The sequence below is a fragment of the Mesorhizobium sp. P2_E10 genome, from assembly GCF_056404235.1.
This window is the reverse complement of sequence record NZ_JBFUEK010000002.1, coordinates 1-25,055: the sequence shown is the minus strand read 5'-3', so window position 1 is coordinate 25,055 and position 25,055 is coordinate 1. Positions and strand designations below refer to the sequence as shown.

General features: G+C 63.8%; 23 protein-coding genes and 1 pseudogene. 13 read left to right on the top strand and 11 right to left on the bottom strand.

The features are described 5' to 3' along the window. Positions 1 to 191 precede the first annotated feature (191 nt). Positions 192 to 2,045: an ABC transporter ATP-binding protein gene (locus AC1D0N_RS04725; RefSeq protein WP_477241945.1), complete on the top strand. Its 1,854-nt coding sequence runs from the start codon at positions 192 to 194 to the stop codon at positions 2,043 to 2,045. Positions 2,046 to 2,160: 115 nt separating this feature from the next. Here the strand turns inward: AC1D0N_RS04725 and AC1D0N_RS04720 are convergent, their stop codons facing one another. From AC1D0N_RS04720 to AC1D0N_RS04700, 5 genes are all read right to left on the bottom strand, one after another. After that, positions 2,161 to 3,783, bottom strand: coding sequence for an ABC-F family ATP-binding cassette domain-containing protein (locus tag AC1D0N_RS04720; RefSeq protein WP_477241943.1), 1,623 nt, complete (start codon positions 3,781 to 3,783; stop codon positions 2,161 to 2,163). A gap of 194 nt (positions 3,784 to 3,977) precedes the next feature. After that, the gene (locus AC1D0N_RS04715; RefSeq protein ID WP_477241941.1) at positions 3,978 to 4,139 is read right to left on the bottom strand and encodes a hypothetical protein; all 162 of its coding nucleotides are present in this window, start codon (positions 4,137 to 4,139) and stop codon (positions 3,978 to 3,980) included. Positions 4,140 to 4,191: 52 nt separating this feature from the next. Next, on the bottom strand, positions 4,192 to 4,689 hold the full coding sequence (locus AC1D0N_RS04710; protein WP_477241939.1) for a YciE/YciF ferroxidase family protein: 498 nt from the start codon (positions 4,687 to 4,689) through the stop codon (positions 4,192 to 4,194). Between the two features lie 67 nt (positions 4,690 to 4,756). Continuing rightward, complete coding sequence (locus tag AC1D0N_RS04705; RefSeq protein ID WP_477241937.1) at positions 4,757 to 5,920, bottom strand: extracellular catalytic domain type 1 short-chain-length polyhydroxyalkanoate depolymerase; 1,164 nt, start codon at positions 5,918 to 5,920, stop codon at positions 4,757 to 4,759. 120 nt (positions 5,921 to 6,040) lie between these two features. Continuing rightward, on the bottom strand, positions 6,041 to 6,784 hold the full coding sequence (locus AC1D0N_RS04700; RefSeq protein ID WP_477241935.1) for a 2OG-Fe(II) oxygenase: 744 nt from the start codon (positions 6,782 to 6,784) through the stop codon (positions 6,041 to 6,043). Positions 6,785 to 6,921: 137 nt separating this feature from the next. On the opposite strand from AC1D0N_RS04700, the gene AC1D0N_RS04695 reads away from it, so the two are divergent. Beyond that, positions 6,922 to 7,677 (top strand): bestrophin-like domain, encoded by a 756-nt coding sequence (locus AC1D0N_RS04695; protein WP_477241933.1) that lies wholly within the window; start codon positions 6,922 to 6,924, stop codon positions 7,675 to 7,677. Between the two features lie 154 nt (positions 7,678 to 7,831). Next, positions 7,832 to 9,085 carry a GGDEF domain-containing protein gene (locus AC1D0N_RS04690; protein ID WP_477241931.1) on the top strand — a complete coding sequence of 418 codons (1,254 nt, stop codon included), beginning with the start codon at positions 7,832 to 7,834 and terminating at the stop codon, positions 9,083 to 9,085. A gap of 46 nt (positions 9,086 to 9,131) precedes the next feature. On the opposite strand, the gene AC1D0N_RS04685 is transcribed toward AC1D0N_RS04690, so the two are convergent. Continuing rightward, positions 9,132 to 9,659 (bottom strand): carboxymuconolactone decarboxylase family protein, encoded by a 528-nt coding sequence (locus AC1D0N_RS04685; RefSeq protein ID WP_477241929.1) that lies wholly within the window; start codon positions 9,657 to 9,659, stop codon positions 9,132 to 9,134. Between the two features lie 24 nt (positions 9,660 to 9,683). Continuing rightward, positions 9,684 to 10,109 (bottom strand): OsmC family protein, encoded by a 426-nt coding sequence (locus tag AC1D0N_RS04680; protein ID WP_477241927.1) that lies wholly within the window; start codon positions 10,107 to 10,109, stop codon positions 9,684 to 9,686. A 286-nt stretch (positions 10,110 to 10,395) separates the two neighbouring features. On the opposite strand from AC1D0N_RS04680, the gene AC1D0N_RS04675 reads away from it, so the two are divergent. Both AC1D0N_RS04675 and AC1D0N_RS04670 read left to right on the top strand, forming a co-directional pair. Beyond that, complete coding sequence (locus AC1D0N_RS04675) at positions 10,396 to 12,831, top strand: putative bifunctional diguanylate cyclase/phosphodiesterase (protein ID WP_477241925.1); 2,436 nt, start codon at positions 10,396 to 10,398, stop codon at positions 12,829 to 12,831. A 114-nt stretch (positions 12,832 to 12,945) separates the two neighbouring features. Beyond that, positions 12,946 to 13,608: a phytochelatin synthase family protein gene (locus tag AC1D0N_RS04670; protein WP_477241923.1), complete on the top strand. Its 663-nt coding sequence runs from the start codon at positions 12,946 to 12,948 to the stop codon at positions 13,606 to 13,608. Between the two features lie 34 nt (positions 13,609 to 13,642). Here AC1D0N_RS04670 and AC1D0N_RS04665 read toward each other — a convergent pair whose 3' ends face one another. Both AC1D0N_RS04665 and AC1D0N_RS04660 read right to left on the bottom strand, forming a co-directional pair. Beyond that, the gene (locus tag AC1D0N_RS04665; RefSeq protein WP_477243083.1) at positions 13,643 to 15,136 is read right to left on the bottom strand and encodes an AMP-binding protein; all 1,494 of its coding nucleotides are present in this window, start codon (positions 15,134 to 15,136) and stop codon (positions 13,643 to 13,645) included. Positions 15,137 to 15,175: 39 nt separating this feature from the next. Beyond that, complete coding sequence (locus AC1D0N_RS04660; RefSeq protein WP_477241921.1) at positions 15,176 to 15,991, bottom strand: p-hydroxycinnamoyl CoA hydratase/lyase; 816 nt, start codon at positions 15,989 to 15,991, stop codon at positions 15,176 to 15,178. Positions 15,992 to 16,114: 123 nt separating this feature from the next. On the opposite strand from AC1D0N_RS04660, the gene AC1D0N_RS04655 reads away from it, so the two are divergent. The 8 genes and pseudogenes from AC1D0N_RS04655 to AC1D0N_RS04620 form a co-directional block, all read left to right on the top strand. Next, positions 16,115 to 16,567 (top strand): MarR family winged helix-turn-helix transcriptional regulator, encoded by a 453-nt coding sequence (locus AC1D0N_RS04655; protein WP_477241919.1) that lies wholly within the window; start codon positions 16,115 to 16,117, stop codon positions 16,565 to 16,567. A gap of 208 nt (positions 16,568 to 16,775) precedes the next feature. Next, on the top strand, positions 16,776 to 17,501 hold the full coding sequence (locus AC1D0N_RS04650) for a 3-keto-5-aminohexanoate cleavage protein (protein ID WP_477241917.1): 726 nt from the start codon (positions 16,776 to 16,778) through the stop codon (positions 17,499 to 17,501). Between the two features lie 333 nt (positions 17,502 to 17,834). Beyond that, a complete protein-coding gene (locus AC1D0N_RS04645; protein WP_477243082.1) occupies positions 17,835 to 18,344 on the top strand; it encodes an Lrp/AsnC family transcriptional regulator in 510 nt (169 codons plus the stop codon). Beyond that, positions 18,341 to 19,504, top strand: a complete 1,164-nt coding sequence (locus AC1D0N_RS04640) for a saccharopine dehydrogenase family protein (protein WP_477241914.1) — start codon at positions 18,341 to 18,343, stop codon at positions 19,502 to 19,504. Before AC1D0N_RS04645 ends, AC1D0N_RS04640 begins: the two co-directional genes overlap by 4 nt. Before the next feature lie 96 nt (positions 19,505 to 19,600). Then, positions 19,601 to 20,389, top strand: a complete 789-nt coding sequence (locus AC1D0N_RS04635; RefSeq protein ID WP_477241912.1) for an ABC transporter substrate-binding protein — start codon at positions 19,601 to 19,603, stop codon at positions 20,387 to 20,389. Between the two features lie 87 nt (positions 20,390 to 20,476). Next, on the top strand, positions 20,477 to 21,154 hold the full coding sequence (locus AC1D0N_RS04630) for an amino acid ABC transporter permease (RefSeq protein WP_477241910.1): 678 nt from the start codon (positions 20,477 to 20,479) through the stop codon (positions 21,152 to 21,154). After that, the gene (locus AC1D0N_RS04625) at positions 21,151 to 21,825 is read left to right on the top strand and encodes an amino acid ABC transporter permease (protein WP_477241908.1); all 675 of its coding nucleotides are present in this window, start codon (positions 21,151 to 21,153) and stop codon (positions 21,823 to 21,825) included. Before AC1D0N_RS04630 ends, AC1D0N_RS04625 begins: the two co-directional genes overlap by 4 nt. 25 nt (positions 21,826 to 21,850) lie before the next feature. Further along, positions 21,851 to 22,522, top strand: a pseudogene (locus AC1D0N_RS04620) (amino acid ABC transporter ATP-binding protein); the annotation flags it as partial. 302 nt (positions 22,523 to 22,824) lie between these two features. On the opposite strand, the gene AC1D0N_RS04615 reads toward AC1D0N_RS04620, so the two are convergent. Further along, positions 22,825 to 24,018 (bottom strand): IS91 family transposase, encoded by a 1,194-nt coding sequence (locus AC1D0N_RS04615; RefSeq protein ID WP_477241906.1) that lies wholly within the window; start codon positions 24,016 to 24,018, stop codon positions 22,825 to 22,827. Between the two features lie 4 nt (positions 24,019 to 24,022). Beyond that, positions 24,023 to 24,928 (bottom strand): tyrosine-type recombinase/integrase, encoded by a 906-nt coding sequence (locus AC1D0N_RS04610; RefSeq protein ID WP_477241904.1) that lies wholly within the window; start codon positions 24,926 to 24,928, stop codon positions 24,023 to 24,025. Between the last annotated feature and the right edge of the window lie 127 nt (positions 24,929 to 25,055).

Below are 25,055 nucleotides of genomic sequence, written 5' to 3'. Positions count from 1 at the left end.
CGGCGCTTCCAGCGGTTTTTGCTGCGCGAGACGCAGGTGAGACGCGCAAGCAAGGCTGACGTTTGAGCGCGCGGGTTGCGATCTCGCGCCCGACTTGGCATAATTGTCCGACCATTCGCAGCAGGAGAGTGAGATGAGAACCTTCATGTCCAACCGGAAAGGAGAGATCGATCAACAGGACATGAAGCTTTATGCAACGCCACTTTTCCCGGGCGAGGACGCATGCCGACGCGCGCCATAGCCAATCCCTAGGTAAACCTTCACCGCCTTCGGCCGGATTTTCCGCGCGGGCTGAGCGTAGCCGGCGGTTCGCACACGCGCGCAAATTCCTGTCGTACTACAAGCCGCATCTGGCTCTGCTGGCGGCGGACTTGGCGTGCGCCGTGCTCATTGCCGCGACGGCGCTTGCACTGCCGGTTTTCGCCAACCATGTCACCAGGGGTCTGCTGGCTTTGCCGCAGGCAGCCGAGACGCTCAGCCATATCTACGTCTCGGGCGGACTCATGCTCGCCATGGTGGCCATCCAGGCAGTCGCCGTGTTCTTCGTCGACTATCAGGGCCACGTCATGGGCGCCAGGATCGAGAGCGCGATCCGCCAGGAGCTGTTCGAGCATTGCCAGAAACTGTCCTTCAGCTTCCATGACGGGCAGCGTGTCGGACAACTGATGAGCCGCATCACCAACGACTCGCTATCGCTGGGCGAACTCTACCATCACGGCCCCGAGGACCTGTTCATCGCAGCGCTCAAGTTCCTCGGCGCCTTCGTCATCCTCACCATCATCGACCCGGTGCTGACCGCGCTGATTGCCATCATGACGCCGTTCGCGGTGATCTATGCCCTGCACTTCAACCGCCGCATGAACGGGGCCGTGCGACGCAGCAAGGAGCGAATCGCCGCCATTAACGAGCGGCTGGAAGATTCTCTGACCGGCATCAGGGTCGTCCAGTCCTTTGCCAATGAAGATCTGGAAATACAGCGTTTCGCGCAGGCAAACGCGATGTTCCTGGAAAGCCGCCGGGACGGCTATCTGAGCGAGGCCTATTTTTCGCTGGGAACGGCGACCTTTGCCCAGATGATCACCGTGCTGGTCATCGTCGCCGGCGCCGTTCGCGTGCTGAGCGCTGAGCTCAGCGTCGCCGACATGCTGACCTTTCTGCTGTGCGTAGCGGTGCTGGTCGACCCGGTGTCGCGCCTGGCCAATCTGGCGCGGCTCTGGCAGGAGGGTCACACCGGCTTTGTCAGGGCGATGGAACTTCTGGATACCGCTCCCGACATCGAGGACCGGGACGGCAGGGTCGAACTCGGCCGCCCGATCGGGGCGGTCAGCTTTCGCGATGTCGGCTTCCGCTACGAGGCCGAGGGCGCTCATGTACTGAAACGCCTGGCCTTCGACATCGCGCCGGGCGAATTCGTCGCGCTGGTTGGCTCGTCAGGCGTCGGCAAGAGTACGTTGTGCGCGTTGATCCCCCGCTTCTACGAGGTCAGTGCCGGACAGATACTGATCGACGGCATCGACGTGCGCGACATCAGCCTCGCATCGTTGCGGCGCAGTATCGGGGTGGTACAGCAAGACGTCTATCTGTTCAGCGGCACGGTGGCGGAGAACCTGCGCTATGGCCGCTTCGACGCGACGGACGCCGAGATTGCCGCTGCCGCCGAGGCGGCCAACGCGCATGATTTCATCATCGCCCTGCCCGACGGCTACGACACCGACATCGGGCAGCGCGGCGTGAAACTGTCCGGCGGGCAGAAGCAGCGGTTGACCATTGCGCGCGCCTTCCTCAAGAACCCGGCCATCCTCATCTTCGACGAGGCGACAAGCGCGCTGGACAATGAGAGCGAGCGGGCCGTCCAGCAGGCGCTGCTGGAACTGACTAGGGGACGCACGACCATTGTCATCGCGCATCGCCTGTCAACGGTGCGCCATGCGGACCGCATCCTGGTGCTGACCGAGGACGGGATCGGCGAAGAAGGAAGCCACGACGCGCTGATGGCGGCCGGCGGACTCTATGCCGCGCTCCACAGAGTGCAAGCCAGCATCTAACACACCAGCGGCCCGCTTCCCTCTTGCGGAGACGGGCCGAGTGTTCCGGAAGTCGAATAGCGGAAGAGAGGATGAAATCGGAGCTGAATGCTGGGACGCGATGCCGAGGCTTCCCCTACCCCCTGAGCCCCGGCGCTTCCTGCCCTGTGCGCTCGACATATTCGGTATAGCCGCCGCCATAGGTGTGGATGCCCTCCGGCGTCAGTTCCAGCACGCGGTTGGAGAGTGCGGCCAGGAAATGGCGGTCGTGCGAGACGAACAGCATGGTGCCTTCATACTGCGACAGCGCCGTGATCAGCATCTCTTTGGTGGCGATGTCGAGATGGTTGGTCGGCTCGTCCAGCACCAGAAGATTGGGCGGATCGAACAGCATCAGCGCCATCACCAGCCGTGCCTTCTCTCCGCCCGACAGCACGCGGCATTTCTTGTCGATCTCGTCGCCGGAAAAGCCGAAGCAGCCGGCGAGTGCCCGCAGCGGCGCCTGGCCGGCCTGCGGAAACGCGTCCTCCAGCGTCTGGAACACCGTGCGCTCGCCTTCCAGCAGCTCCATGGCGTGCTGGGCGAAATAGCCCATCTTGACGCTCGGGCCCCGCGCCACCGTGCCATTGTCGGGCTCGGAAGCGCCGGCGACCAGTTTCAGCAGCGTCGACTTGCCGGCGCCGTTGACGCCCATGATGCACCAGCGCTCGCGGCGGCGGACCTGAAAATCCAGCCCCGCATAGATCGACCGGCTGCCATAGCCTTTGTGGACATTCTTGAGCGTGACGACATCCTCGCCGCAGCGGGGCGCCGGCTGGAAATCAAAGGAAACCGTCTGGCGGCGCTTGGGTGGCTCGACGCGATCGATCTTGTCGAGCTTCTTCACCCGGCTCTGCACCTGGGCGGCATGCGAGGCTCGGGCCTTGAAGCGCTCGATGAAGGCGATCTCCTTGGCCAACATCGCCTGCTGGCGCTCGAACTGCGCCTGCTGCTGCTTGTCGGCGATGGCCCGCTGCTGCTGGTAGAATTCGTAGTTGCCGGAATAGGCGGTGAGCGAACCGGCGTCGATCTCGACCACCTTGTTGACGATGCGGTTCATGAACTCGCGATCGTGCGAGGTCATCAAGAGCGCGCCGTCATAGCCCTTGAGGAAGGATTCCAGCCAGATCAGGCTTTCCAGATCGAGATGGTTGCTCGGCTCGTCGAGCAGCATCACGTCGGGACGCATCAAAAGGATGCGGGCCAGCGCCACGCGCATCTTCCAGCCGCCGGAGAGTTTGCCGACATCGCCGTCCATCATCTCCTGGGAAAAGCCGAGACCGTCGAGCACCTCGCGGGCGCGGCCGTCCAGCGCGTAGCCGTCGAGTTCCTCGAAGCGGTGCTGCGCTTCGCCATATTTCTCGATGATCTCGTCCATCCGGTCGGCCTGGTCGGGATCTCCCATGGCGTGTTCGAGCTCACGCATTTCGGCGGCGACGTCGCTCACCGGCCCGGCGCCGTTCATCACCTCGGCGACCGCGCTGTGGCCGGCCATGTCGCCGACATCCTGGCTGAAATAGCCGATGGTGACGCCACGATCGACCTGGACTTGCCCCTCGTCAGGCTGCTCCTCGCCATTGATCATACGAAACAGCGTCGTCTTGCCGGCGCCGTTGGGGCCGACGAGACCGACCTTCTCGCCCTTCTGCAAGGCGGCCGAGGCCTCGATGAAGACGATCTGGCGACCGTTCTGTTTACTGATGCTTTCGAGACGTATCATGCCTGTTCGCGAGCCCTGGAGGATTTTCCCCGGCCTTACGCGATAGGCGGCGTCAGAGGAAGCGCACAAGCGCTACCCGCGCGAAAAAGCCGCTGCGGAACCCTGCCTCCTGAAGGCAGAAGCCGACGGCGGAGGCGCGGAAGCGCCAGTCACAAAAACAGGGCAACCAACCGGTTTTGACGGGTAACCGGCCGTCAGCCCTCGTCCTTGGTCTTGCGGGCTTCCTGCTCGCCCTTGGTCTTACCATGCTCTTTGGCGAGATCCTTGGCCTGCTGCGGTGAAACGTCGGTCTGCTCGGCGATACGCAAAGCTTCCTTGTCGGAAATGCGGTGGTTCTTGGACGGTGTGTCGGTCATGGCGAAGCTCCAAACAGGCGGCCCGCCGGAGACCGGCGGGCCTGGGTATTCGTCAGGCTGCTTCGGCCTGCTGGTTGACGACACTCGTCGCGATACCGGTCAGGGCCTCGTCGGTCGCCTTTTCTTCCTTCAGCGTCGCTTCAAGAAGCGCAACCGCGTCGTTGAGGCCAAGCTCCTCGGCCCAGGTCCGCATCGTGCCGTAACGGGAAATCTCGTAGTGCTCAACCGCTTGGGCGGCTGCCAGCAGGCCCGCGTCGAGCGCCGGCGAACCCTTGTATTCTTCCATGATTTCCGCACCCTCGTCGGTGATGCCGACGATGGCCGCGCAGGTCTTGCCCTGCGGCTTCTTGCCGATAACGGCGAACACTTTTTCGAGGCGGGCGACATGGCCTTCCGTCTCGCTGCGATGCTTCATAAAGGCCGCCTGCAGCTCCGCGCTCTGGGCTGCCTTGGCCATCTTGGGCAAGGTTGCGAGAATTTTCTTCTCGGCAAAATAGATGTCTTTCAGCGTGTCGTGAAAAAGGTCTTCGAGAATTTTCTGTTTGGCCATTGTCTACTCCTGTGGGTTCTTCCCTCGAGTGGACAATGAGCGGCTGGGCGAATTGTTCCGCGCTTGGCTAGCGCATCAACCCGGCTGCGCGTAACGCGTCCTCGATCACTTTGGTGATGCCGGCAGCCGAGCCGCGCGCGTCAGGTCGCGGTTCTCCGGTGTGGTCGATGCGTGCCGCGCGCGGCTTTTCAGGGACGCTGTAAATCTTCAAGGCGGCGCCGGAGACAGGCGCCACTGAGGCGGCGTCTTTTTTCGCGTCGCCCCGTGCAGCTGGCTTCGCGAGATCCCAGAAGCGAGCTATGTGGCGTGTCGAGGAAATCCCGACATCCAGCATGAACGGCCCTGCCCTGCCCAGGCCATCATCGCCAGTCGTCTGCAGTGGCGTGCCATGGCCCATGCCGGCCACGCTGTACTTTTCGATCAGCTCCCGGCCACTGCCGTCGCACCAGACCTGTCGTGTCTGGCCATCGACCGTCTCGACGCGCGTCGGGCTGGTGCCAACGCCATGCACCCCTTGCCATTGCGCGACAATGGCATCCGCGTTGGACTGCACGACGGTGTTGTCGGCCGAGCCCTGCCAGACCGAAATCGTCGGCCAGGGACCCCTATGTGACGAGGCCCCGCGCAAGAGCCGTTGCAGGTCGGCCTTGGACGGGCCGCCATGGCCCCGCATACGGTCGAAGGCTTCGGGGATCGTCACCGCACTGCCGTAGGCCACTCCGGCAACGATTGCGCCGCCGGAGAACAATTCCGGATAGGCCGCGAGCATCGCCGTCGCCATGGCGCCGCCGGCGGAAAGGCCGGTGATGAAAATACGCTTGCGGTCAACACCATGAGTGGCGACCACCGCCTCGATCATCTGGCGGATGGAGAGCGCTTCGCCACTGTCGCGGATGATGTCTCCCGGGACGAACCAGTTGAAGCAGAGATTGGCATTGTTGGCGCGCTGCTGCTCCGGGAAGAGGACTGCAAACCCCTGCTCCGCCGCGAGTTGCGACCAGCCGGAACCGTGATCATAACCAGCTGCGCTCTGGGTACAGCCATGCAGGACCACGACCAGTGCTGCATCTTCCTGCAGGTTTGCGGGCACGTAGAGGCGTGCACGCAAGGCGCCAGGATTGGAACCGAACCCGGTCACATCGGACAGCCGATCGTCATGGTGCTGCCCGGAAGCGACGGGGCGGCCGCGCATCGCGCTCAGCCGCGCGATCGTATCTGACATGTTTCGCAAATCGGTATCCTTGCTTGCCGGGATGGCGTCGCACACAACGCGCTTGCAGCAATATCGTTGCTGCACTGCACAATAACAAGCTGTGACGCGACGGCGGCGCTGGACGCCTTTGCCGCCTCGCTACTTCGCGTCGTGAAAAATGATGCCGACGGTATGCCGTATCCCCGAGCGCAGGCGGCTGACGCCGTGGCGAAGATTGACCCGGTAATTGCCCTTCGTCCCCTTCACCGGGCGATTGTGGACGGCGAAGACGACCGCGTCGCCCTGGCTGAGCGGCACCACCTCGGCGCGGCTTTGCATGCGCGGGCGCTGCTCGGTCAGCACGAACTCGCCGCCGGTGAAATCCTCGCTCGGCTCTGAGAGCAGGATCGCCACCTGCAGCGGGAAAGCGAGATCGCCGTAGAGATCCTGATGCAGGCAGTTGAAGTCGCCGGGCACGTATTGCAGCAGAAGCGGCGTTGGCCGCGTCTGGCCCTGGTCGTGGCATTGCCTGAGGAACGCCGCGTGTTCGGCGGGGTAGCGTTGGGCGATGCCCATACGTTCGTTCCAATCATTGGCGACCGAGGCCAGGCGCGGATAAAGCGCGGTGCGCAAGGCACCGATCAGGTCGGGCAAGGGATAGCGGAAATAGCGGTACTCACCCTTGCCGAAACCATGCCGCGCCATGTGGACATGGCTGCGGAAATGGCTTTCGTCGGGATAGAGGCCGGCAATCTGCCGGCACTCCTCAGGCGTCAGCAGCTTTTCGATGACCGCGCAGCCATGGTTGCTCAATTCACTGGTGAGCGCCGCCCAGTCATGGGCTGCGACGCGCGTCTCGGCGGCACGAGCCGCTTTTGCCGTATCGAGGGAATGGATGGTCATGGGTCTTGCCTCCGATGCTACCATCAGGGTCGGCGAAAGCAGGCGCGCCAGCCACCCGTTTCCTGCCAGGGTGGCTTGCGGGGCGGGTGAGCCGGCCGCGCGGTTGGCAATTTCCGCGTCTCGTGCACAATGGCGCCATGCGCGAGGCTCTTGTCGGAGTGGCGATCTTTGTCTGTCTGGCCGGGGCGGCATTGTGCAGCCTGGCGATTTACGATCGTTTCCCCGACAGGCACCGCCAGGACGACACCAGTGCCATCGTGCGGCTTATAGCCAATCTGTTCGTGGTGATGACCTCGCTGGTGATCGGCCTGATGATCAACTCGGCCAAGAACACCTTCGAATCCATCGACCACAATGTGCACGCCTATGCGACGCAACTGATCCTGCTGGACAGGACGCTCCGGCAATATGGCCCCGAAACCAACGCTGTCCGCGAGCCGCTTGGCGCCTATGTGCAACGGGTGGTGAGCGACGTCATGCCCCCGGGTGAAACGCCGGTTATCGCCAACAGGCTGTCGGAGCATCTGCTCACCGAAGTCGGCGACCGGCTGAGCACGATGACCCCGGCGGATGCCGCCCATGGCGCCTTGCTGCAGGATGCCCGCCAGCACCTGCAGAAGGTTCTGGAGCAGCGCTGGGTGCTGATCGAGCAGTCGGAGGGTACCATTCCACTGCCACTGATCGTCATGCTGGTGCTGTGGCTGATGCTGATCTTCGGCAGCTTCGGCTTCCGCGCACCGCGCAACGCTGTCGTCGTCGGCTCCTTCATGCTGGCGGCAGCGCTGATCGCGAGTTCGCTCTATCTGATCCTCGACATGGACATTCCGTTTTCCGGACCGATCCAGATATCGCCGGCGCCGCTCGAGCGTGCGCTGGCGGAGATCAGCCGGTAGGCTGGATTGCCGCGACATCGTCAAGCGCCTCGGCCGCAGGCGGCAAACCAAGGCCCTCGCGGCACCGATTTGTCGCTTTACCGAATTTTCAGCAAGGACTCGGATGCTCGCGACGGCGTTGACGCGCCGCGAAGCGGTATAGAGGCAGAACGCGATGCACCGGAACCTTATCGACGCACCGCCATCGGCGATGGATGCAGACAGCATCGAGGCGGGACGCCTTGACGCGCTCGACCGTTTCGACGTGATGGATACGCCGCGCGAGGAAGCGTTCGACCGCATCACGCGCCTGATCAGGAATATCTTCGACCTGCCGATCGCCATCGTTTCGATGATCGATGGCCACAGGCAGTGGTACAAAGCCTATGACGGGCTGGGCAACCGCGAAGTCGATCGCAACGAGACCTTTTGCAAATACACCGTGCAGGAACTGCTGCCGGTCATTGTTCCCGATGCGCGCGACGATATGCGTTTTGCACACAATCCGAGCGTCACCGGCGATCCACATATCCGCTTCTATGCCGGCGTGCCCTTGCGCACAGGCGATGGCCACAACATCGGCACGGTGTGCGCCATTGGTTACGAACCGCGTCAGTTCAGTGCGCGGGAAACCGCGATCCTTTCTGATCTCGCACAGCTGGCGATGGATGCGCTCGAACTGCGCCAGCTTGCCGCCGTCGACGGCCTGACCGGCGTCCTGTCGCGTCGCGCCTTCAAGGAACAGGGCGCCCATGCCCTGGCGCTGGCGCAACGCCACAAGCACAATCTGGCGTGCATCGCCTTCGACCTCGATCATTTCAAATCGATCAATGACCAATATGGCCATGCCACCGGCGACAAGGTTCTCACGGCCGTTGCCAAGGCATGCCGGGAACACCTTCGCGGCAGCGACCTGTTCGGACGCCTGGGCGGCGAGGAATTCGCGCTGTTGCTGCCGCATACCGATCGCCACAGCATGATCGGCGTCGCCGAAAAGCTGCGCACCGCCATTGGTGAGATCGTGGTCACCCAGGGGCTGTCGAAGATAGGCGTCAGCGCCAGCTTCGGCATGGCAGGGCTCGATCCACTGACGCCGGAAATCGACACGCTACTCGCCAACGCCGATGCAGCGCTCTACGAGGCCAAGGCCGCCGGCCGCAACAGATGCGTTGCCTGGAGCCCGGCAAACAACGCCCCCAAAAGCCCGCGCCGCCGCGTGCTTAAGGCGGGACGCATCGTGTTCAACAACCGGATGTCGTCGATCGACTGCACGGTGAGGACGCTGGCCGAAGATGCCGCCGGCCTCGACGTGACCAGCGCCGTCGGCGTGCCCGAGATCTTCAACCTGGCGATCCGGTCGGACGGGTTCGAGACGCGCTGCCGCGTCGTCTCGCAGACCGAACGGCACATCGAGGTGGAATTCTGCTGAGCCGACTGTGAGAGTGATCTCGGGCCAGCGGTCAGAGCGCTGCCGCTCATACCTTTCTGGGATAAGGCTTCAACTCCGGGTCGAGTTCGACCCGGACCGCATTGGTGAACACTGTCGTCGCCACCATGATGCCGGCGAAGGCGACGAGGTTGACCAGCACCGTCTCGTCGTAGCGGTCTTTCAACGCGTCCCAGAGCGCGTCGGGAACGGCGTTGGAATTGGTGGCGATGGCCTTGCCGAAGGCGATCAGCAGCGCCTCGTCTTTCGTCGGCGCGACGGCATCGGGATCGACACCGGCGCCGATCAGTGCACGGCGAAAGAAGGTAACCGGTATCTCGGCATGGGCGCTTTCCGAGATCGCCAGTGACAACAGCCACACCGCACGATCGTCGAGCGCAGGCCGCAGCAAGTCGCGCAAGGTGAACCATTCGGCATAGATGCGATGCGCCACCGGCGAATGCAGCAGGATGCGCTTCATGTTGGTCATCCGGCCGCGAAGGCCGATCTCCCGGTCATGCTCGGCGCGGATTTCGGGCGAAGCGGTGGCGTAGTCGATCGGGGAGATGCGTGCCATGGGGTGGTCCTGGGTTGTCGGGCCTCAGCCACCGAGGGTGGTGTGGAGCTCCGGCGGCGTTCGCAGGGTGTTGCTCACCGTGCAGATCGTTTCGGCGTCCTCGACAATTCGCCTTTTCGTCGCCTCGTCGAGATCGCCCGCTATGTCGAGCGTGATGGTGAAGCGGCCGACGCGCGAGAGATCGCCTTCCGCTTTTTCGCCGCTCACATCGGCGCGAACCTCGCCGAGGCTGGCAGCGACGCCGAGGCGCGTGGCGGCGATGCGGGCGCTCAGCACCATGCAGGCGGCGACAGAGGCATAGAGCAGGTCGAGCGGATTGAAGCCGGGCGCGTTGACGCCGGTGACGACATCGACACTGCCGCCGGTCGGCGTGGCAACGACAGGCAGACCAGCCGGTTGCAGCACGGCAAGCGCGCCGGTTACTCGGGTCCTGACCTTGAGTTCACTCATCTCATATCCTTCCGGCAGCCGGCAAACTTTGCGGCGCAAACCGCATTGCGGTTATATGGTATCGCGCTCTTTGGACATCATCGATCTCTTTCCTGCTTGCTGTGGAAAATGGCCAAGCTGTTGCGCGGCTGATCGATCGCGAGCTCGCGCCCGAGGCGGCCGAACTCCCGCTCTTGCTTCGGTATCGCAAGCGACCATCGGCTGATCCGGCAAATAAAGGCGCTCTCATTAGCGCTTCCTAAACCGTACCGCGGTATTGCTTGCCGATTGACGGTGGGAACCGCGGATGAACGCCTTCAGGCGAATGATCGGATTTGTTCTGATCCTGCTTACCGGAACGGTGATGCTGGGGGCGCTGCACATCGACGCTCAGCGGGACTTCGCGCTGGCCAAGGAGCGCTATCTCGAAAATTCCCAGGCGACATCCAAGGCGACCGCCAAGACTGTCGAAGACGCCTTGCGGGCCATCTACGAAAACGTCCGGACCCTGGCCTATCTGCCAAGCGTGCGAAACCTCGACCGGCATGGCACGAACCTTGGCGACGAAGGCCGCGCCACGATCCAGCAGATCTACAACAACCTCGCCAGCAATGTTTCCATTTCCGAGGTCTATTTCCTGCCATTGGATTTCGACCCCGATCGCTTCGATCCGGCGACGGGCAAGCTCGAGGAGCCGATCCTCCAGTTTGACCAGCTGATCGTGAATGCCAGGGCGAGGTCCGACGCCGCTGGCGACGCAAAACCTCGAAAGCTGGATGAGAATACGCTGGTCCGTCCAGCCGAAGAGGTTGAAACCTATGAATATCATGAGCTGGCCAAACAGCTTGCCTGGTTGAAGGCGAACTATCCGAATTCGAGCAACATCGACGGGCTCAACGTGCCGATCATCGGCACGAAGGAGCTGATCACCTGCGACAACACCGATTTCATCCACAGCGGCAATGACGCCGACCGATCCGGCTTTATCCTCTCGGTCCCGGTGTTCGGGCAAGATGGCAGCCTGCGTGGCTCCGTTTCGGCGATCATGCTCACCTCGGCGCTGAGGAAACTGCTGCCTGGCAATGACTATGTCATCGTCAATTCGGGCTACGGCTTCGAATCCGACCAGCATCGGCTGTCGACGTCGCTGGCGGCAGATTCTCGCTCGTTCACGGCGCCCGACCCAAAGCTGATCTATTCCGAGGTCATCCCGCTTTCCATCAACGATCCAAGAAGCGCATGGCGGCTCTGGGTCGGTTTTCCCAACAGCAGATTCGAAAGCAACATCGACGCCCAATCAGTGCGGGAGTTCGAGCTGGCGGGCTATGCCGCGGTCGCGATCGTCACCCTGCTGGCGCTGGCCTGCTGGTATGCGATCGGGCGGACGATGACGATGCAGGTCGATGCCGCCGAGACCCTGGAGCGGCGGGTGGAGGAACGCACCGCCGAGATCCAGCACCTCGCCACGCATGACATTCTCACCGGCCTGCCCAATCGCGGCCTGCTGGCCGACACGATGGACGAGGCGCTGAGGAGCCTTAGGGACGGCGAGAAGCTGGCGGTCCATTGCGTCGACCTCGACCGTTTCAAGCCGGTCAACGACACGTTGGGACATCCGGTCGGCGACGAGCTTCTCGGCGCCGTAGCCAAGCGCCTGAAGCAGCAGGCCGGCGAAACCGCCATGGTGGCGAGAGTGGGCGGAGACGAGTTCGTCATCCTCCAGCTGCTGCTCGATGGCGACGAACAGGCCGGCGTGCTGGCAAGCCGGGTCATTCACGCTTTGGCAGCCGAATATTTTATCCAGGGCCACAAGGTCAACATCGGCAGCAGCATCGGCATCGCCGTTTTCCCCGACGACGGACAAAGTTCCGAAATCCTCATCCGCAATGCCGACCTGGCCTTGTACAAGGCCAAGATGGAGGGACGCGGCACCTGCAGGTCGTTCGAGCCGGGAATGGACGCGCGATTGCAGGAACGTCGCCAGCTCGAAGCTGAACTGGCGCTCGGCGTGCCGAACGAAGAATTTGTTCTGCACTATCAACCGCTGCACGACGCAAAAACCTCGAAACTCACCGGCTTCGAGGCGCTGGTGCGATGGAACCATCCGCGCCTTGGCCTGCTGCCACCGTCGGAGTTCATCCATCTCGCCGAGGAGACGGGCGTCATCGGCGCGCTGGGCGAGTGGATCATGCGGCAGGCCTGCAGCGATGCGGCGAAATGGCCCCTGCCCGTCAAGGTCGCGGTCAATCTCTCGCCGGCCCAGTTCAAGCAGCAGGCACTGCCGCTTCAGGTTGCGTCGGCACTCGCCGCTTCAAATCTGCTACCGTCGCGGCTCGAGCTGGAGATCACCGAGTCGGTGCTGCTGGCGCACAATGAGAACACCATTCAGACGCTCTACAGCCTGCGCGACCTCGGCATCAGCATCGCCATGGATGATTTCGGCACCGGCTATTCTTCGCTCAGCTATCTCAGGTCGTTCCCGTTCAACCGCATCAAGATCGATCGCAGTTTCGTCAGCCTGATGTGCGAGAGCAGCGAAAGCCGGGCTATCGTCAAGGCGGTTGCCGAACTCGGCACCACGCTCGGCATGACGACAACGGCGGAAGGTGTGGAGACCGAGGACCAGTACAGGCTGGTCAAGGAGAACGGCTGCACCGATGTCCAGGGATGGCTGTTTGGACGTCCAATGCCAGTATCCGAGGTCTACGCACTTTTCGAACAGCCGAAAGCCTTGTTGGCGTAGAGCAAGGCAGCCCGCCCCGAGGACGCTCTGCCAAGCAACGCCAACATATGGTAGTCTTGGGGCCAACACCGCAACATCGACCGACGGACAAACCGTCTGCTTCGAGGTGCAGCAATGAGGCGCAGTCTCGGTTTGAGCTTGATTGCCGGCGCTGGCCTGCTCTGTGGCGTAGCGTTTTTGACTGTCGGTCAGTCCGCAGTCTCGCCAGACGCAATCCAGTCGTCGGTTACCCGTACCCCTGAATTGATCGGCAGCGCCTGGAAGCTGCCCGTGGCTGCCACTTTCGGTGCCGACGTCACATGGCAGTCGAACGGCTCACGCTGCGGTCCGGCAAGTGTTGCAAACACGTTCCGCTCGATTGGCGAAGAGGAGACAACCGAAGCCGAAGTGCTCAAGGGAACGGGAAAGTGCTGGACCGGCTTTTGCATCATCGGGCTGACGCTGGACGAGCTTGCCGACGTCGCACGAACGAACACCAAACGGAAAGTCTCCGTGCTGCGCAATCTGACCGCCGACGAGTTTCGCGAGCACATGAAGCATGCCAACGACCCCGGCCGCCGCTACATCATCAACTTTACCCGAGAGACGATATTCGGCGCCGGCGGTGGTCATTTTTCACCGATCGGCGGCTATCTGGAGGCCGAGGACCTGGTTTTCGTTCTCGACGTGAATGAGCGCTACAAGCCTTGGCTGATCGAGCGTGAACGACTGTTCTCGGCCATGGACACCATCGACAGCGATGGCGACAAGAAGCGGGGGTTGCTGCTGATCGAGTAACACGGTCGGTTTCGTAGCAAACGCGGTCCCGGCGCTACCACCCGCGCAAAATATGTTTCTGGATCTTGCCCGACGACGTGCGCGGCAGCGCTTCGGTGAGCAAAAACTCCTTAGGCACCTTGTAGCGGGCGATACGCGCCGCGCAGTGACCGGCCAGCGCCGCCGGGTCGAGGATACGGCCGGGTCTTGCCACGACGAAGGCACGGCCGACCTCGCCCCAACGCTCGTCGGCCATGCCGATGACGGCTGCTTCGGCGATGTCGGGGTGGTCGAGCAGCACCATCTCGATCTCGACCGGATAGACGTTCTCGCCGCCGGAAATGAACATGTCCTTGCGGCGGTCGACCAGGGTGACGAAGCCGTCCGCGTCCCGGCGGGCGATATCGCCGCTGCGCAACCAGCCATCGGCGGTGAAGGCGCGCGCCGTCTCTTCCGGCCGGTTCCAGTAGCCGGGCGTGACATTGGGGCCGGACAGCCATAGCTCGCCCGCCTCCCCCGGCGCGACGTCGCGGCCTTCGTCATCGACGATGCGCAGCAAGACCGATGGTCCCGGCAGGCCGGACGAACCGGCCTTGCGGGCAATCTGGCCGGCGTCGACCGGCATGCAGAGCACGGTGCCGGCCTCGGTCATGCCAAAACCGTCGGCCATGCGGATGCCTTGCTCCAGCCACCAGAGAATATCAGCGGCTGGATTGGGCGCGCCGCCGGTGAAGATGGCGGTGAGCGTAGTCCAGTTCGCCGGCGCGAAGTCCGGGTAATCGCGCAGCATCCTGGCCATCTGCGGAACGCCGAAATAATGGGTAATGCCGAGTGAGGGATCGGCCAGCCGGCGGTTGGTAAGGCCGGCGTCGAAGCCGGGCGAGATCAGCACCGTGCCACCCTGCAGCAGCGGCGGCCGCAGGCAGGTGATGAGACCGATGACATGGAACATGGGCGCATCGCAAAGAAAGATGCTGGCATTGCCGACCTGCCCCAAAACGCTGAAATTGACCGCGGTGGCCAACGCGTTGCGCTCGGTAAGGATTACACCTTTCGGCCGGCCCGACGTGCCCGAGGTGTAGAGGATGATCGACGGTGCATCGCCCGCAGGCAAAGCGCGTCGCGGCGCCGGCGTTTGCGCCTCGACCGCCGCCGCGAAGGCCGTGACGTCCAAAGGAGCGCAGCCTTCCGGCAGCGCCACGCCAAGTGCCGCATCGTGCAGCAGCAGCGCCGGATCGCAATCGGCCAGGATCGCCTGCTGCTCAGGCCCGGCCAGGCGCCAGTTGACCGGCACGAAGATGGCGCCGAGGCGCATGGCGGCCTGCTGCGCGATCAAGAGATCGGCGCCGTTGCGGGCAAGCGTGGCGATCCGCTGTCCCGGCACGATGCCATAATCTTGGAGCACGGCGATGGCGCGCTGGATGGCCTCGTCGAGCCCGGCATAGGTCCAGCGCCGCCCGGAGGCGAGGTCGACACAAGCGATACGCTGCGGCTGCGCGCTGGCGTGCAGCGCCACTGGGTCTGAAGTCGTCCAGGCCGGCATTCGCATCTCCTCCCCGGATTGTGTCATCACCGTCGGCTCAGTCGGTCATCTCGCCTTGTCGTAGGCAGCCAAGCCTGGCTTGTAGCTCTTCTCATCGATGAACTGGCGGATGCCTTCCTTGCGGCCGTCATTGTCGTAGGAATTCGCCGCCTCCTGCGCCCGCACAAGATAGTCCTCGGCATTGTCGTAGGTCATCTCGGCGACGCGGCGGATGGCATCCTTGGTGGCTTTCAGCGCAACCGGGTTCTTCTTCAGCAAAATGCTGGCGACCTCGGTGACCCGCGCCTTCAGATCCGCCAGGGGCAGGCTTTCATTGACCAGTTTCCAGGCGGCCGCCTTTTTGCCGTCGATGAGCTCGCCGGTCAGCGCGTGATACATGGCGTCGCGCATCGACAAGAGGTCGACCACTACCTTGGTGGCGCCGCCGCCGGGCAGGATGCCCCAGTTGATCTCGGACAGCGCGAACTGCGCTTCGTCGGCGGCGAAAGCGAGATCACAAGCGAAGAGCGGGCCATAGCCGCCACCAAAGCACCAGCCATTGACCATGGCGATGGTCGGCTTGCGGTACCAGCGCAGGCGCCGCCACCAGCCATAGGCTTCCGCTTGCGCCTTGCGCACGGCGCCAAGTCCTTTTGCTTCGGTCTCGCGAAAATATTCCTTGAGGTCCATGCCCGCCGACCAGGCGCTGCCCTCGCCCGACAACACAAGCACGCCGACATCGTCGCGATATTCGAGCTCGTCGAGCACTTCCATCATGCGCCGGTTGAGCGGCGGGTTCATGCAATTGCGCTTGTCCGGACGGTTGAAGCGCACCCAGGCGATGCCGTTCTTGACGTCGAAGGCGACGGTCTCTTCTGTCATGGTCATGTCCTCCCGTTCAGCCGCCTGCACGGTTAATTGCTATGCGGCATAGCTATCATATCCGCTATGTCGCATAGTCTTTTTCGCTTGACAAGAGCCTGGATCGCAGGGATCGGTGTCAGCATGGACGAGACACAGCTTCGCATCGATCCAGACGACACGCTCGACGCGCAGATCGGCTATAATCTGAGACGAGCCTCGGCCTTTGCGCTCAACGATTTCGCGGTCGAACTGGCCGATGCGTCGCTGCGCCCGGTGACCTATGGCATGCTGGCGCTGATCGATGAAAAGCCCGGCATCCGCGCCGCCGAACTTTGCCGCCTGCTCGGCATGAAGAGCGCCAACATGGCGCCGCTGCTCTCCGAACTCGAAGAGCGCGGCATGGTTGAGCGCGACGACCATGCGCAGGACAAGCGCGTGCAGGTGCTGACCCTGACCAAGGCGGCAACGGAGGCCATGCCGGCATGGCGCCGGCAGGTGCGCCGGCACGAGGACCGCTTCCTGCACCGGCTGACGAAAAAGGAACGGGCGACGCTGCTGCGCCTGCTGCGCCTGATCTGGACGGATGAAGACTGAGTTTTCCGACAAGCGTCGTCACTGGCCATTGTCGTGCCGCCACCGATCTCACAGAAAGATTCTTTTCGAAGAAGACGATAGGGACGCATCCTGCCAGACTGATTCAGGTTGTTTCACCTCCATCTGTCAGGAGCCTTCGCTGGGGCCGATTCCGGTTTTCATCGGCCCGCGCTAGACTGGCAGCAACCGCAACCGGGCTGCCCCTCACATGATTGTCCAGACCTGCATCAATGGCGCGCGCAGTGCCGACTTCCACCCTCGCCTGCCGCTCGACGCCGACGCCATGGCGCGTGACGGCGCGGGTTGCGTGGCCGCCGGTGCGGCCGAGCTGCATGTCCATGCGCGCGGGCTTGACGGGCACGAAAGCCTGGCGCCGGCGGCGATGGACCGGACAGTGCTGGCGCTACGCCGCGCCTGCCCGGGCACGCTGATCGGCGTTTCCACCGGGGCCTGGATCGAGAACGACGACCTGAGCACGCTTGTTGCCATCGCCGGCTGGCGCGAATTGCCGGACTACGCCTCGGTCAATCTCAGCGAGCAGGCGGCGCCACTGGTGATGGAGAGCCTGCGCCAGCGCGGCATCGGGGTTGAAGCCGGGCTTGCCTCGGTCGCCGACGCCGAGCGGCTGGTCAGCCTCGACCATGGCGGGCGTGTGCTGCGCATCCTGATCGAGATTTCCGAGCAGACACTGGACGAGGCATTCGCAGTGTCGAACGGCATCGAGGCGGTGCTGGAGCGCGCCGGCATCCGCCGCGTCATCCTGCTGCATGGCGAGAACGCCACGGTCTGGCCGTTCGTGCAGCGGGCAGCGGAACGCAACTGGTCGACGCGCGTCGGGCTGGAAGATGGCAAGGCGCTGCCGGACGGAACGATTGCAGCCGGCAATGCCGCGCTGACGGCTGCGGCGGTGACGATCTATCGGGCTGGGCGGTAGCGGCGGCGCACGCCAAGGTCAGCCATGCCAAGGCTATCCCACTGCCCAGACACTCGCTTGGGCGACGATCCCTGAACACGGGCGCGAAAAGAGTCCGATCAACAAGATAGCCGCCTTTGCTGCCGCAATGATTCAAGTGCCGGCGCCCATTCGAGGCGACCGCATCCGCGGCCCGACCGATCCGCAACCATGCACTAATCCCGTGCCCTCAGGGGCCTGCACCGTCAGCAATATGCGACGACGCTCTTGCTGTTGTTAAAAATTGTCCATATAGTATTTTCATATCAGAAAGAAATTCGCATCAATTTTTCTCTTTTATGAAAGTTTGTGCCTTTGCGGGAACATCTCGATCAGACCGACCGGCGACTGGTCAAACTGCTGTCGCAGGACGCGCAGCTTGGCGTTAACCGCATCGCCGAGACGATGGCGATCTCGGTGCCGACGGTGCGCACGAGGCTGCGCAATCTGCTCGACCGCAACCTGCTGAAAATCGTCGGGTTGCTGAACCTGACCGAGCGCCCGGAGCTGATCTCAGCCATTGTCGGCATCAACGCGCAAGGGCGCGGCCGGGCTCGGGAACTGGCGCAGCGCATCTCGGAACTGCCCTTCGTCAACTCGGCTTCCGTGGTCACCGGGCGCTTCGACATCATCGTCGACGTCACGGTGGCCGGCGATGTCGCCGACCTCTACCGCGTCACCAGCGAGCTGATCCCGGGTGCCGGCGAGCCCGGCGAAGTCATGCGCAGCGAGACCTTCGTCGTCATGGCGTCGTGCAACAAATGGGTCAGCCTGCCGGAAGGCTGCTGGTCCGAAGACGTCCCGGCGCGCAGGGAGCCCGCATGAAGATCGCGGTTCTCGGCGGCCTCGGCCTGCAAGGCCGGGCCGCCATCGCCGATCTCGTCGCCAGCGCCAATGTCGAGGAGATCATCTGTGTCGATACATCAGCCGATGGCCCTGCCCGGCTCGGCGGCCTGACCGATCTATCCCGTGTGCGTTTCGTCGTGCCCGAGGGCGCCATCGGCCCGGCGCTCGCCGCTGTGCTCGCGGATGTCGACGCGGTCATCGACCTGCTGCCGCAGCCGCTGATGCGCGAGGCGGTGCAAGCGGCGATCGCGACGCGCACGCCGCTGGTCACCACCAATTACGGCAAGGCCATCGCCGACCTCGCCCCGGCTGCGGAAGCGGCCGGCGTTTCGATCATGGCCGAATGCGGGCTCGATCCCGGCATCGACCTTGTGCTCTATGCGCGCGCCGCAAGGCAGTTCTCTTCGATCACCTCGATCGACTCCTATTGCGGCGGCATCCCTGAGCCGAAGGCGATGGCCAAGCCGCTTTGCTACAAGGTGAGCTGGAATTTCGACATGGTTCTGGTCAGCCAGAACCGCGACAGCGTGATGATCGAGGACGGCAAGCGCGTCGCGGTGCCGGCCGCACAGCAACACGACAACCATTTCATCCACGAGATCGAGGTGGCGGGCCTCGGCCGGCTGGAAGCCTTCCCCAATGGCGATGCGCCGCATTATGTCGAGATGCTGACCGCCGCCAAGGGGCTGCAGCGCTCCGGCCGCTACACGCTGCGCTGGCCAGGCTGGTCGGCATTCTGGGCGCCGCTGAAGGAACTCGGTTTTCTCTCCGAAGACAAGGTTTCCGGCACCACCGTGAGCCCGCGTGAATTTCTCGGCCGGCTGCTAGGTCCGCAATTGCAGTATGGCGCCGATGAGAAGGACCTTTGCGTGATGCGCAATGTCTTTTCCGGCCTCGAAGGCGGCCGGCGCAAGACGGTGACGTCAGAGCTGATCATCGAGCGCGACCTTGTGTCGGGCCTGTTCGGCATGAGCCTCGGCGTCGGCTATCCCGCCAGCATCGTGGCGCAGATGCTGGCGCGACGCGAGATCACCACACCCGGCCTGCTCAACCCGCTGCTGCATGTGCCCGATATCAGCTTCTTCGAGGAACTGGCCAGGCGCGGCATCAAGGTGACCGAGACGGTCGACTGGGACTGAGGATTTTCGAACGGTGGTCGCCGCCGGCAACGGCGCCGCTGCTCAAAAAGCACCCCTAAGGGTGAAAATAACAACGATAACAAGGAGGAATGCCCAATGAAGATTGCCAAGCTTTTCATCGCAGGACTTGCACTTGCCGGCCTCGCCGCTACCGCCAGTGCCGGAACGCTCGACGAGATCACCAAGCGCGGCGAACTGCGTGTCGCCGTGCAGACGCAGGGACCGCCCTTCTCGCTGGTCGGCGCCGCCGGTGAACGCACCGGCAGTTCGGTTGAACTTGCCGAGCTGATGGCCAAGGAAATGGGCGTCAAGATCACCTTCCTCGATTTTGACTGGGACGGGCTGATCCCGGCGCTGCTCTCGGGCAAGGCCGATCTGCTGGTCGCCGACATGACGCCGACGCTGGCGCGCGGCATGAAGGTCGCCTTCACCACGCCTTACATGTACACGGGCAGCACCGTCTTCACCAAGGCAGACAGCAAGTTCAAGACCACCGCGGACTGCAAAGCCAAAGGCACCAAGATCGCCGTTCTGCTGGGCGCCACTGGCGAGAAGGAAGCCAAGACCGCTTTCCCCGATGCCGACATCAAGAGCTACAAGGGCGGCGGTCCGCTGCTGCTCGACGCCGTCAACAATGGCCAGGCCGATTGCGGCGTCAATGACGTCTCGGCGGTCAAAGGTCAGTCGACGGCTTATCCAGCCGGCACCTTCACCATCATGCCGGACCTGTTGTCGAAGGAGCCGCTGGCCTTCGCCACCCGCTATGACGAGCCGGACCTGCTGGTCTGGATGAACCTGTTCCTCAACCAGGTCAGCATCGACGGCCGCCTGCAGAAAAACCTCGACTACTGGGTCAATTCCGACGCCTGGAAGAAAGACCACTAAGCAGCCATAGATCCGAACGGTTTCGCGCGCCTCGGGGCGCGAGACCGTTCGGAATTCGCTTCGTCCGTCTCGAGGACATGCTCAGCGATGCTCGAAAATTTCAGCTTCCGCACCATCGTCGAATATCTACCCTTGTTCGGGCAGGGCCTCGTCACGACCGTTTGGCTGTCGGCGCTGTCCTTTGCCGGCGCGCTTGCCGTCGGCATCGTGCTCGCCGCCATGAACCTGCAGCCCAGCCGGTTTTTCCGCGTGCCGGCCAAGGCCTATATCGATGCCGTGCGCGCCACGCCGTTGCTGGCGCAGCTCTATTTCCTCTATTTCGGCCTGCCACGGCTCGGCTTCGTCCTGCCGGAGCTGGTCGTCGGCATCCTGGCGCTGTCGCTCAACAGCGGCGCCTATGTCGCGGAGATCATCCGCGCCGGCATCCTGTCGATCCCGCGCGGCCAGGTGGAAGCCGGCGTCGCCTCGGGGATGACCTATGTCCAGCGCATGCGCTTCGTCATCCTGCCGCAGGCGTTCAAGGTGACGATCCCGCCGCTGCTCGGCCAGGCGATCGTGCTGGTCAAGGATTCCGCACTGCTGTCGCTGATCTCGGTTTCCGAACTGACCCGCGCCGGCCAGCTGCTCGCCTCCGACCGCTTCATGCCGGCGGAGGGTTTCATTACCATCGCCGCCTTCTACCTGCTGCTCTACTACTGCCTGAAAGGATTGGCGGCGCTGTCCAGTCGCCGGCTCGGCTTGCAGCCGGCAAGGAGCAGCACATGATCTGGCAGCAGCTGCAAAGCCTCGCCGGCAGCTATCCGCTGGCGCTGCGCGGCCTCGGCATGACCGTGATGCTGTCGGCGATCAGCCTGGTGCTGGGCACCCTGCTCGGCTTTGGCCTCGGCATACTGCGCACCGGCGGCAACCGGATCATCTCAAGCGCCATCGGCGCCTGGGTCGACCTGATCCGCGGCACACCGTTCCTGGTGCAGATTTTCCTGATCTTCTTCATCCTGCCGGAGTTCGGCATCGAGCTTGACGCCTTCACCGCCGGCATCATCGCGCTGACCAACCTGGCCGCCTGCTTCATCTGCGAGATCGTCGCCGCCGGCATCCGCTCGGTGCCGACCGGCCAGGTCGAGGCGGCGCTGGCGTCCGGCCTGTCGCGCTGGCAGCGCATGCGCCAGGTGGTGCTGCCGCAAGCCATGCGCATCGTGCTGCCGCCGCTGGTCGGGCAATATGTGCTGCTGATCAAGGATTCCTCCGTGGTCTCGGCCATCGGGCTGACCGACCTCACCCGGGTCGGTTGGCTGGTGGTGCAGCGTGTGCCCAACGGTCTGCTGGTCTTCTTCCTCGTCGGCCTCGGCTATTTCATCGTCTGCTACCCGCTGATCATGCTGGCCCGCCGGCTGGAACGCCGCATGGGTGCGGCGCATGGCGAGGTGCAGTTGTGACAGCGAACGCAAAGGGCCAACAGCTATGACAAAAGCGGGCATGATCGACTTTCGCGGCGTCAACAAATGGTTCGGCACGCTCAATGTGCTGAAGGACATCACGCTGAGCGTCGAGCCGCGCGAAGTGGTCGTCGTCTGCGGCCCGAGCGGCTCGGGCAAGAGCACGCTGATCCGCTGCATCAACGGCCTGGAGACGATCAAGGACGGCGATCTGGTGGTCGACGGCCAGCGCCTCGGCGACCCCGCCACCAACATGACGCAACTGCGCACCGAGATCGGCTTCGTCTTCCAGTCGTTCAACCTCTATCCGCACAAAACAGCACTTGAGAACGTGACGCTGGCGCCGATCCATGTGCGCAAGATCGCGCGCGCGGAAGCCGAGCAGGCCGGGCGCGACTTGCTGGCCAAGGTCGGCCTCGCCGACAAGGTGAACGCCTACCCCTCACAGCTGTCCGGCGGCCAGCAGCAGCGCGTGGCGATCGCGCGCTGCCTCGGCATGCGACCCAAGATCATGCTGTTCGACGAACCGACCTCGGCGCTCGATCCCGAGATGATTTCGGAAGTGCTCGACGTCATGGTCGCGGTCGCCGAGGAAGGCATGACCATGATGGTGGTGACGCACGAGATGGGGTTTGCCCGCAAGGTGGCGCAGCGCGTGGTGTTCATGGATGCCGGCGCCATCGTCGAAAGCGGCACGCTGCTGAAGGGTTTCGGGTGCCGTCAGGCGTACGAAAGTCTCTCATGCAGGAACCCGCGGGCCGCGGACGATTGCCTATGGGGATTTGTGCCTCGGGGTGTGCCAGCGCCTGTCGCGAACTTCCGCATAGGACGCGGTGGGCATGTCGTGGAAGCGGCTTCCGGGCCAGGTCGCAGAGCCTGTAGCGTTGATTCCGACGGGACTGGTGTGCGTGACGACCGGCGCCACGGCAACGTGCACATAACATCCCGTTGACCGGCGCCGGCGTGGCGCGGTCGTACGAGCAACTTGGCCATGCCGGGTCATGGAGCGCTCTCCCGGTTCGGCGCTCTTGAGGCAGGCGGTGCACGAGGCTGGCACCACCGTTCGAACCTCTCGATGACGACCATGCGTCCGCCGCAGCAAGGGCAAGGCGGGCGGACGTCAGCCTGTTCTTCCGGGGTGTCGTCTTCGGGCGGCGGAGCGACGTTCAGCAGTTCGCGCGCGAGTGCGAGGCTGGCCTTGCGGGCGGAGCTGGCGAGCAGCCCATAGTGACGGATGCGGTGAAACCCACGCGGCAGGACATGGAGCAGGAAGCGGCGGATGAACTCGTCGGCGGCAAGCGTCATGGCGCGCTGGCGCTCGACACCATCGCGGCGATAGTCCTTGTAGCGGAAGGTGACACCAGCCTCGTCGAAGGCGATCAGGCGGCGGTTCGAGATGGCGACCCGGTGAGTGTAGCGCGACAGGTAGGCGAGCACCGCTTGGGGTCCGGCGAAGGGCGGCTTGGCATAGACCACCCATCGCTTGCTGCGAACAGGCTTCAGATGCCGCAGGAAGGCCCGACGCTCGGCCAGGTGCGCCATTGATCCGAAGAAGGCGAGCCGTCCGGTGTCGTGCAGCGCGACCAGCCGGGTCAGGAACAGACGGCGGAACAGCTTGCCCAGTACTCTGACTGGGAGAAGGAAGGCCGGCCGCGACGATATCCAGCGTGACCCGTCCGGCGCGATGCCGCCGCCCGGCACGATCATGTGGACATGGGGATGGTGGGTCATTGCCGAGCCCCATGTGTGGAGCACGGCGGTGATGCCGATGCGCGCGCCGAGGTGCTTGGGATCCGCCGCGATCGTCAGCATCGTCTCCGATGCCACCTTGAACAGCAGGTCATAGACCAGCGCCTTGTTGTGGAACGCGATGACGGCGACCTCGGCGGGCAGCGTGAACACGACGTGGAAGTATCCGACCGGCAGCAGGTCGGCTTCGCGCTCGGCGAGCCATGTCCGCGCGGCCGCGCCCTGGCACCTGGGACAGTGCCGGTTGCGGCAGCTGTTATAGGCGATCCGCCATTGGCCGCAGTCCGCACAGGCTTCGACATGACCACCCAATGCAGCGGTGCGGCAGTGTTCGATCGCCGACATGACCTTGAGCTGCTGCAGGCTCAGATGCCCTGCGTGGGCGACCCGGTATCCGGGGCCGGCAGCACGGAAGATATCGGCGACCTCCAGGTCCGCGCGCACCGGTTCAGCCGGGAGGCGTCTTGCCTTCCATCAGCGCCATCAGCCGGTCGAGCGGCCCTGCGACCGCGTGGATCGTCCGGGTCGAGACCTTGGTGTAGAGCGCGGTGGTATCGAGCTTGCTGTGCCCGAGCAGCACCTGGATGACGCGGATGTCGACATCCTGTTCAAGCAGGTGGGTGGCGAAGCTGTGACGCAGCGTGTGCGGACTGACGCGCTTGCGGATGCCGGCGACTTCGGCTGCTTCCTGGACCGCGCGATGCAGTTGCCGCGACGAGATCGGCGCCGTGCAGCCGCGCCCCGGGAACAGCCAGCCATGGGGGAGCATCACCCCGCGCCGCTTGCCTTCGCGCCACCACAGCCGCAGCAGTTCCAGCAGTTGCGGCGAGAGCATAGCGTTGCGGTCCCTGCGTCCCTTGCCCTGTTCGACGCGGATCAGCATGCGTGTGGAGTCGATGTCGTCGACCTTGAGGTGCGCGACCTCGGACACGCGCAGGCCCGCGCCATAGGCGACACCGAGCGCGGCCTTGTACTTGATGCCTGGCGCCGCTTCGAGCAGCCGCGCCGCTTCCTCCACGCTCAGCACCTCGGGCAGCTTGCGCGCATATCGCGTGACCACCAGCGCGCGCGCCAGATCGCGCCGCCTCAGCGTCACCGTGAACAGGAATCGCAACGCCGAGACCGCGCCGTTGATCGTCGCCGGGCCCAGGCCGTTCTCATGCTGGCACAGCTGGAAGCGTCGGATGTCCTCGGTTGTCGCGGTGTCGGGAGCGCGACCAAGGAACGCGGCGAAGCGTCGGACATGACGAACGTAGTCCTGCTGCGTATGCGGTCCCAGGCCCCGCATCAGCATGTCCTGCTGCATGCGCTGGCGAAGCGGCGTGATCGGAGCATCGGTCGACAGGGTAGCCATGGCAAGTTCCTCTCGTTGAAGGGAACTCCATGGTCGGATCGCGGTCTCTACCCGCTCAAGGCCTATGAATACCGCGCCATCTCAGAACAGGCGACACTCCCGCGAAGCGGGTTCGTGCATGAGGCGC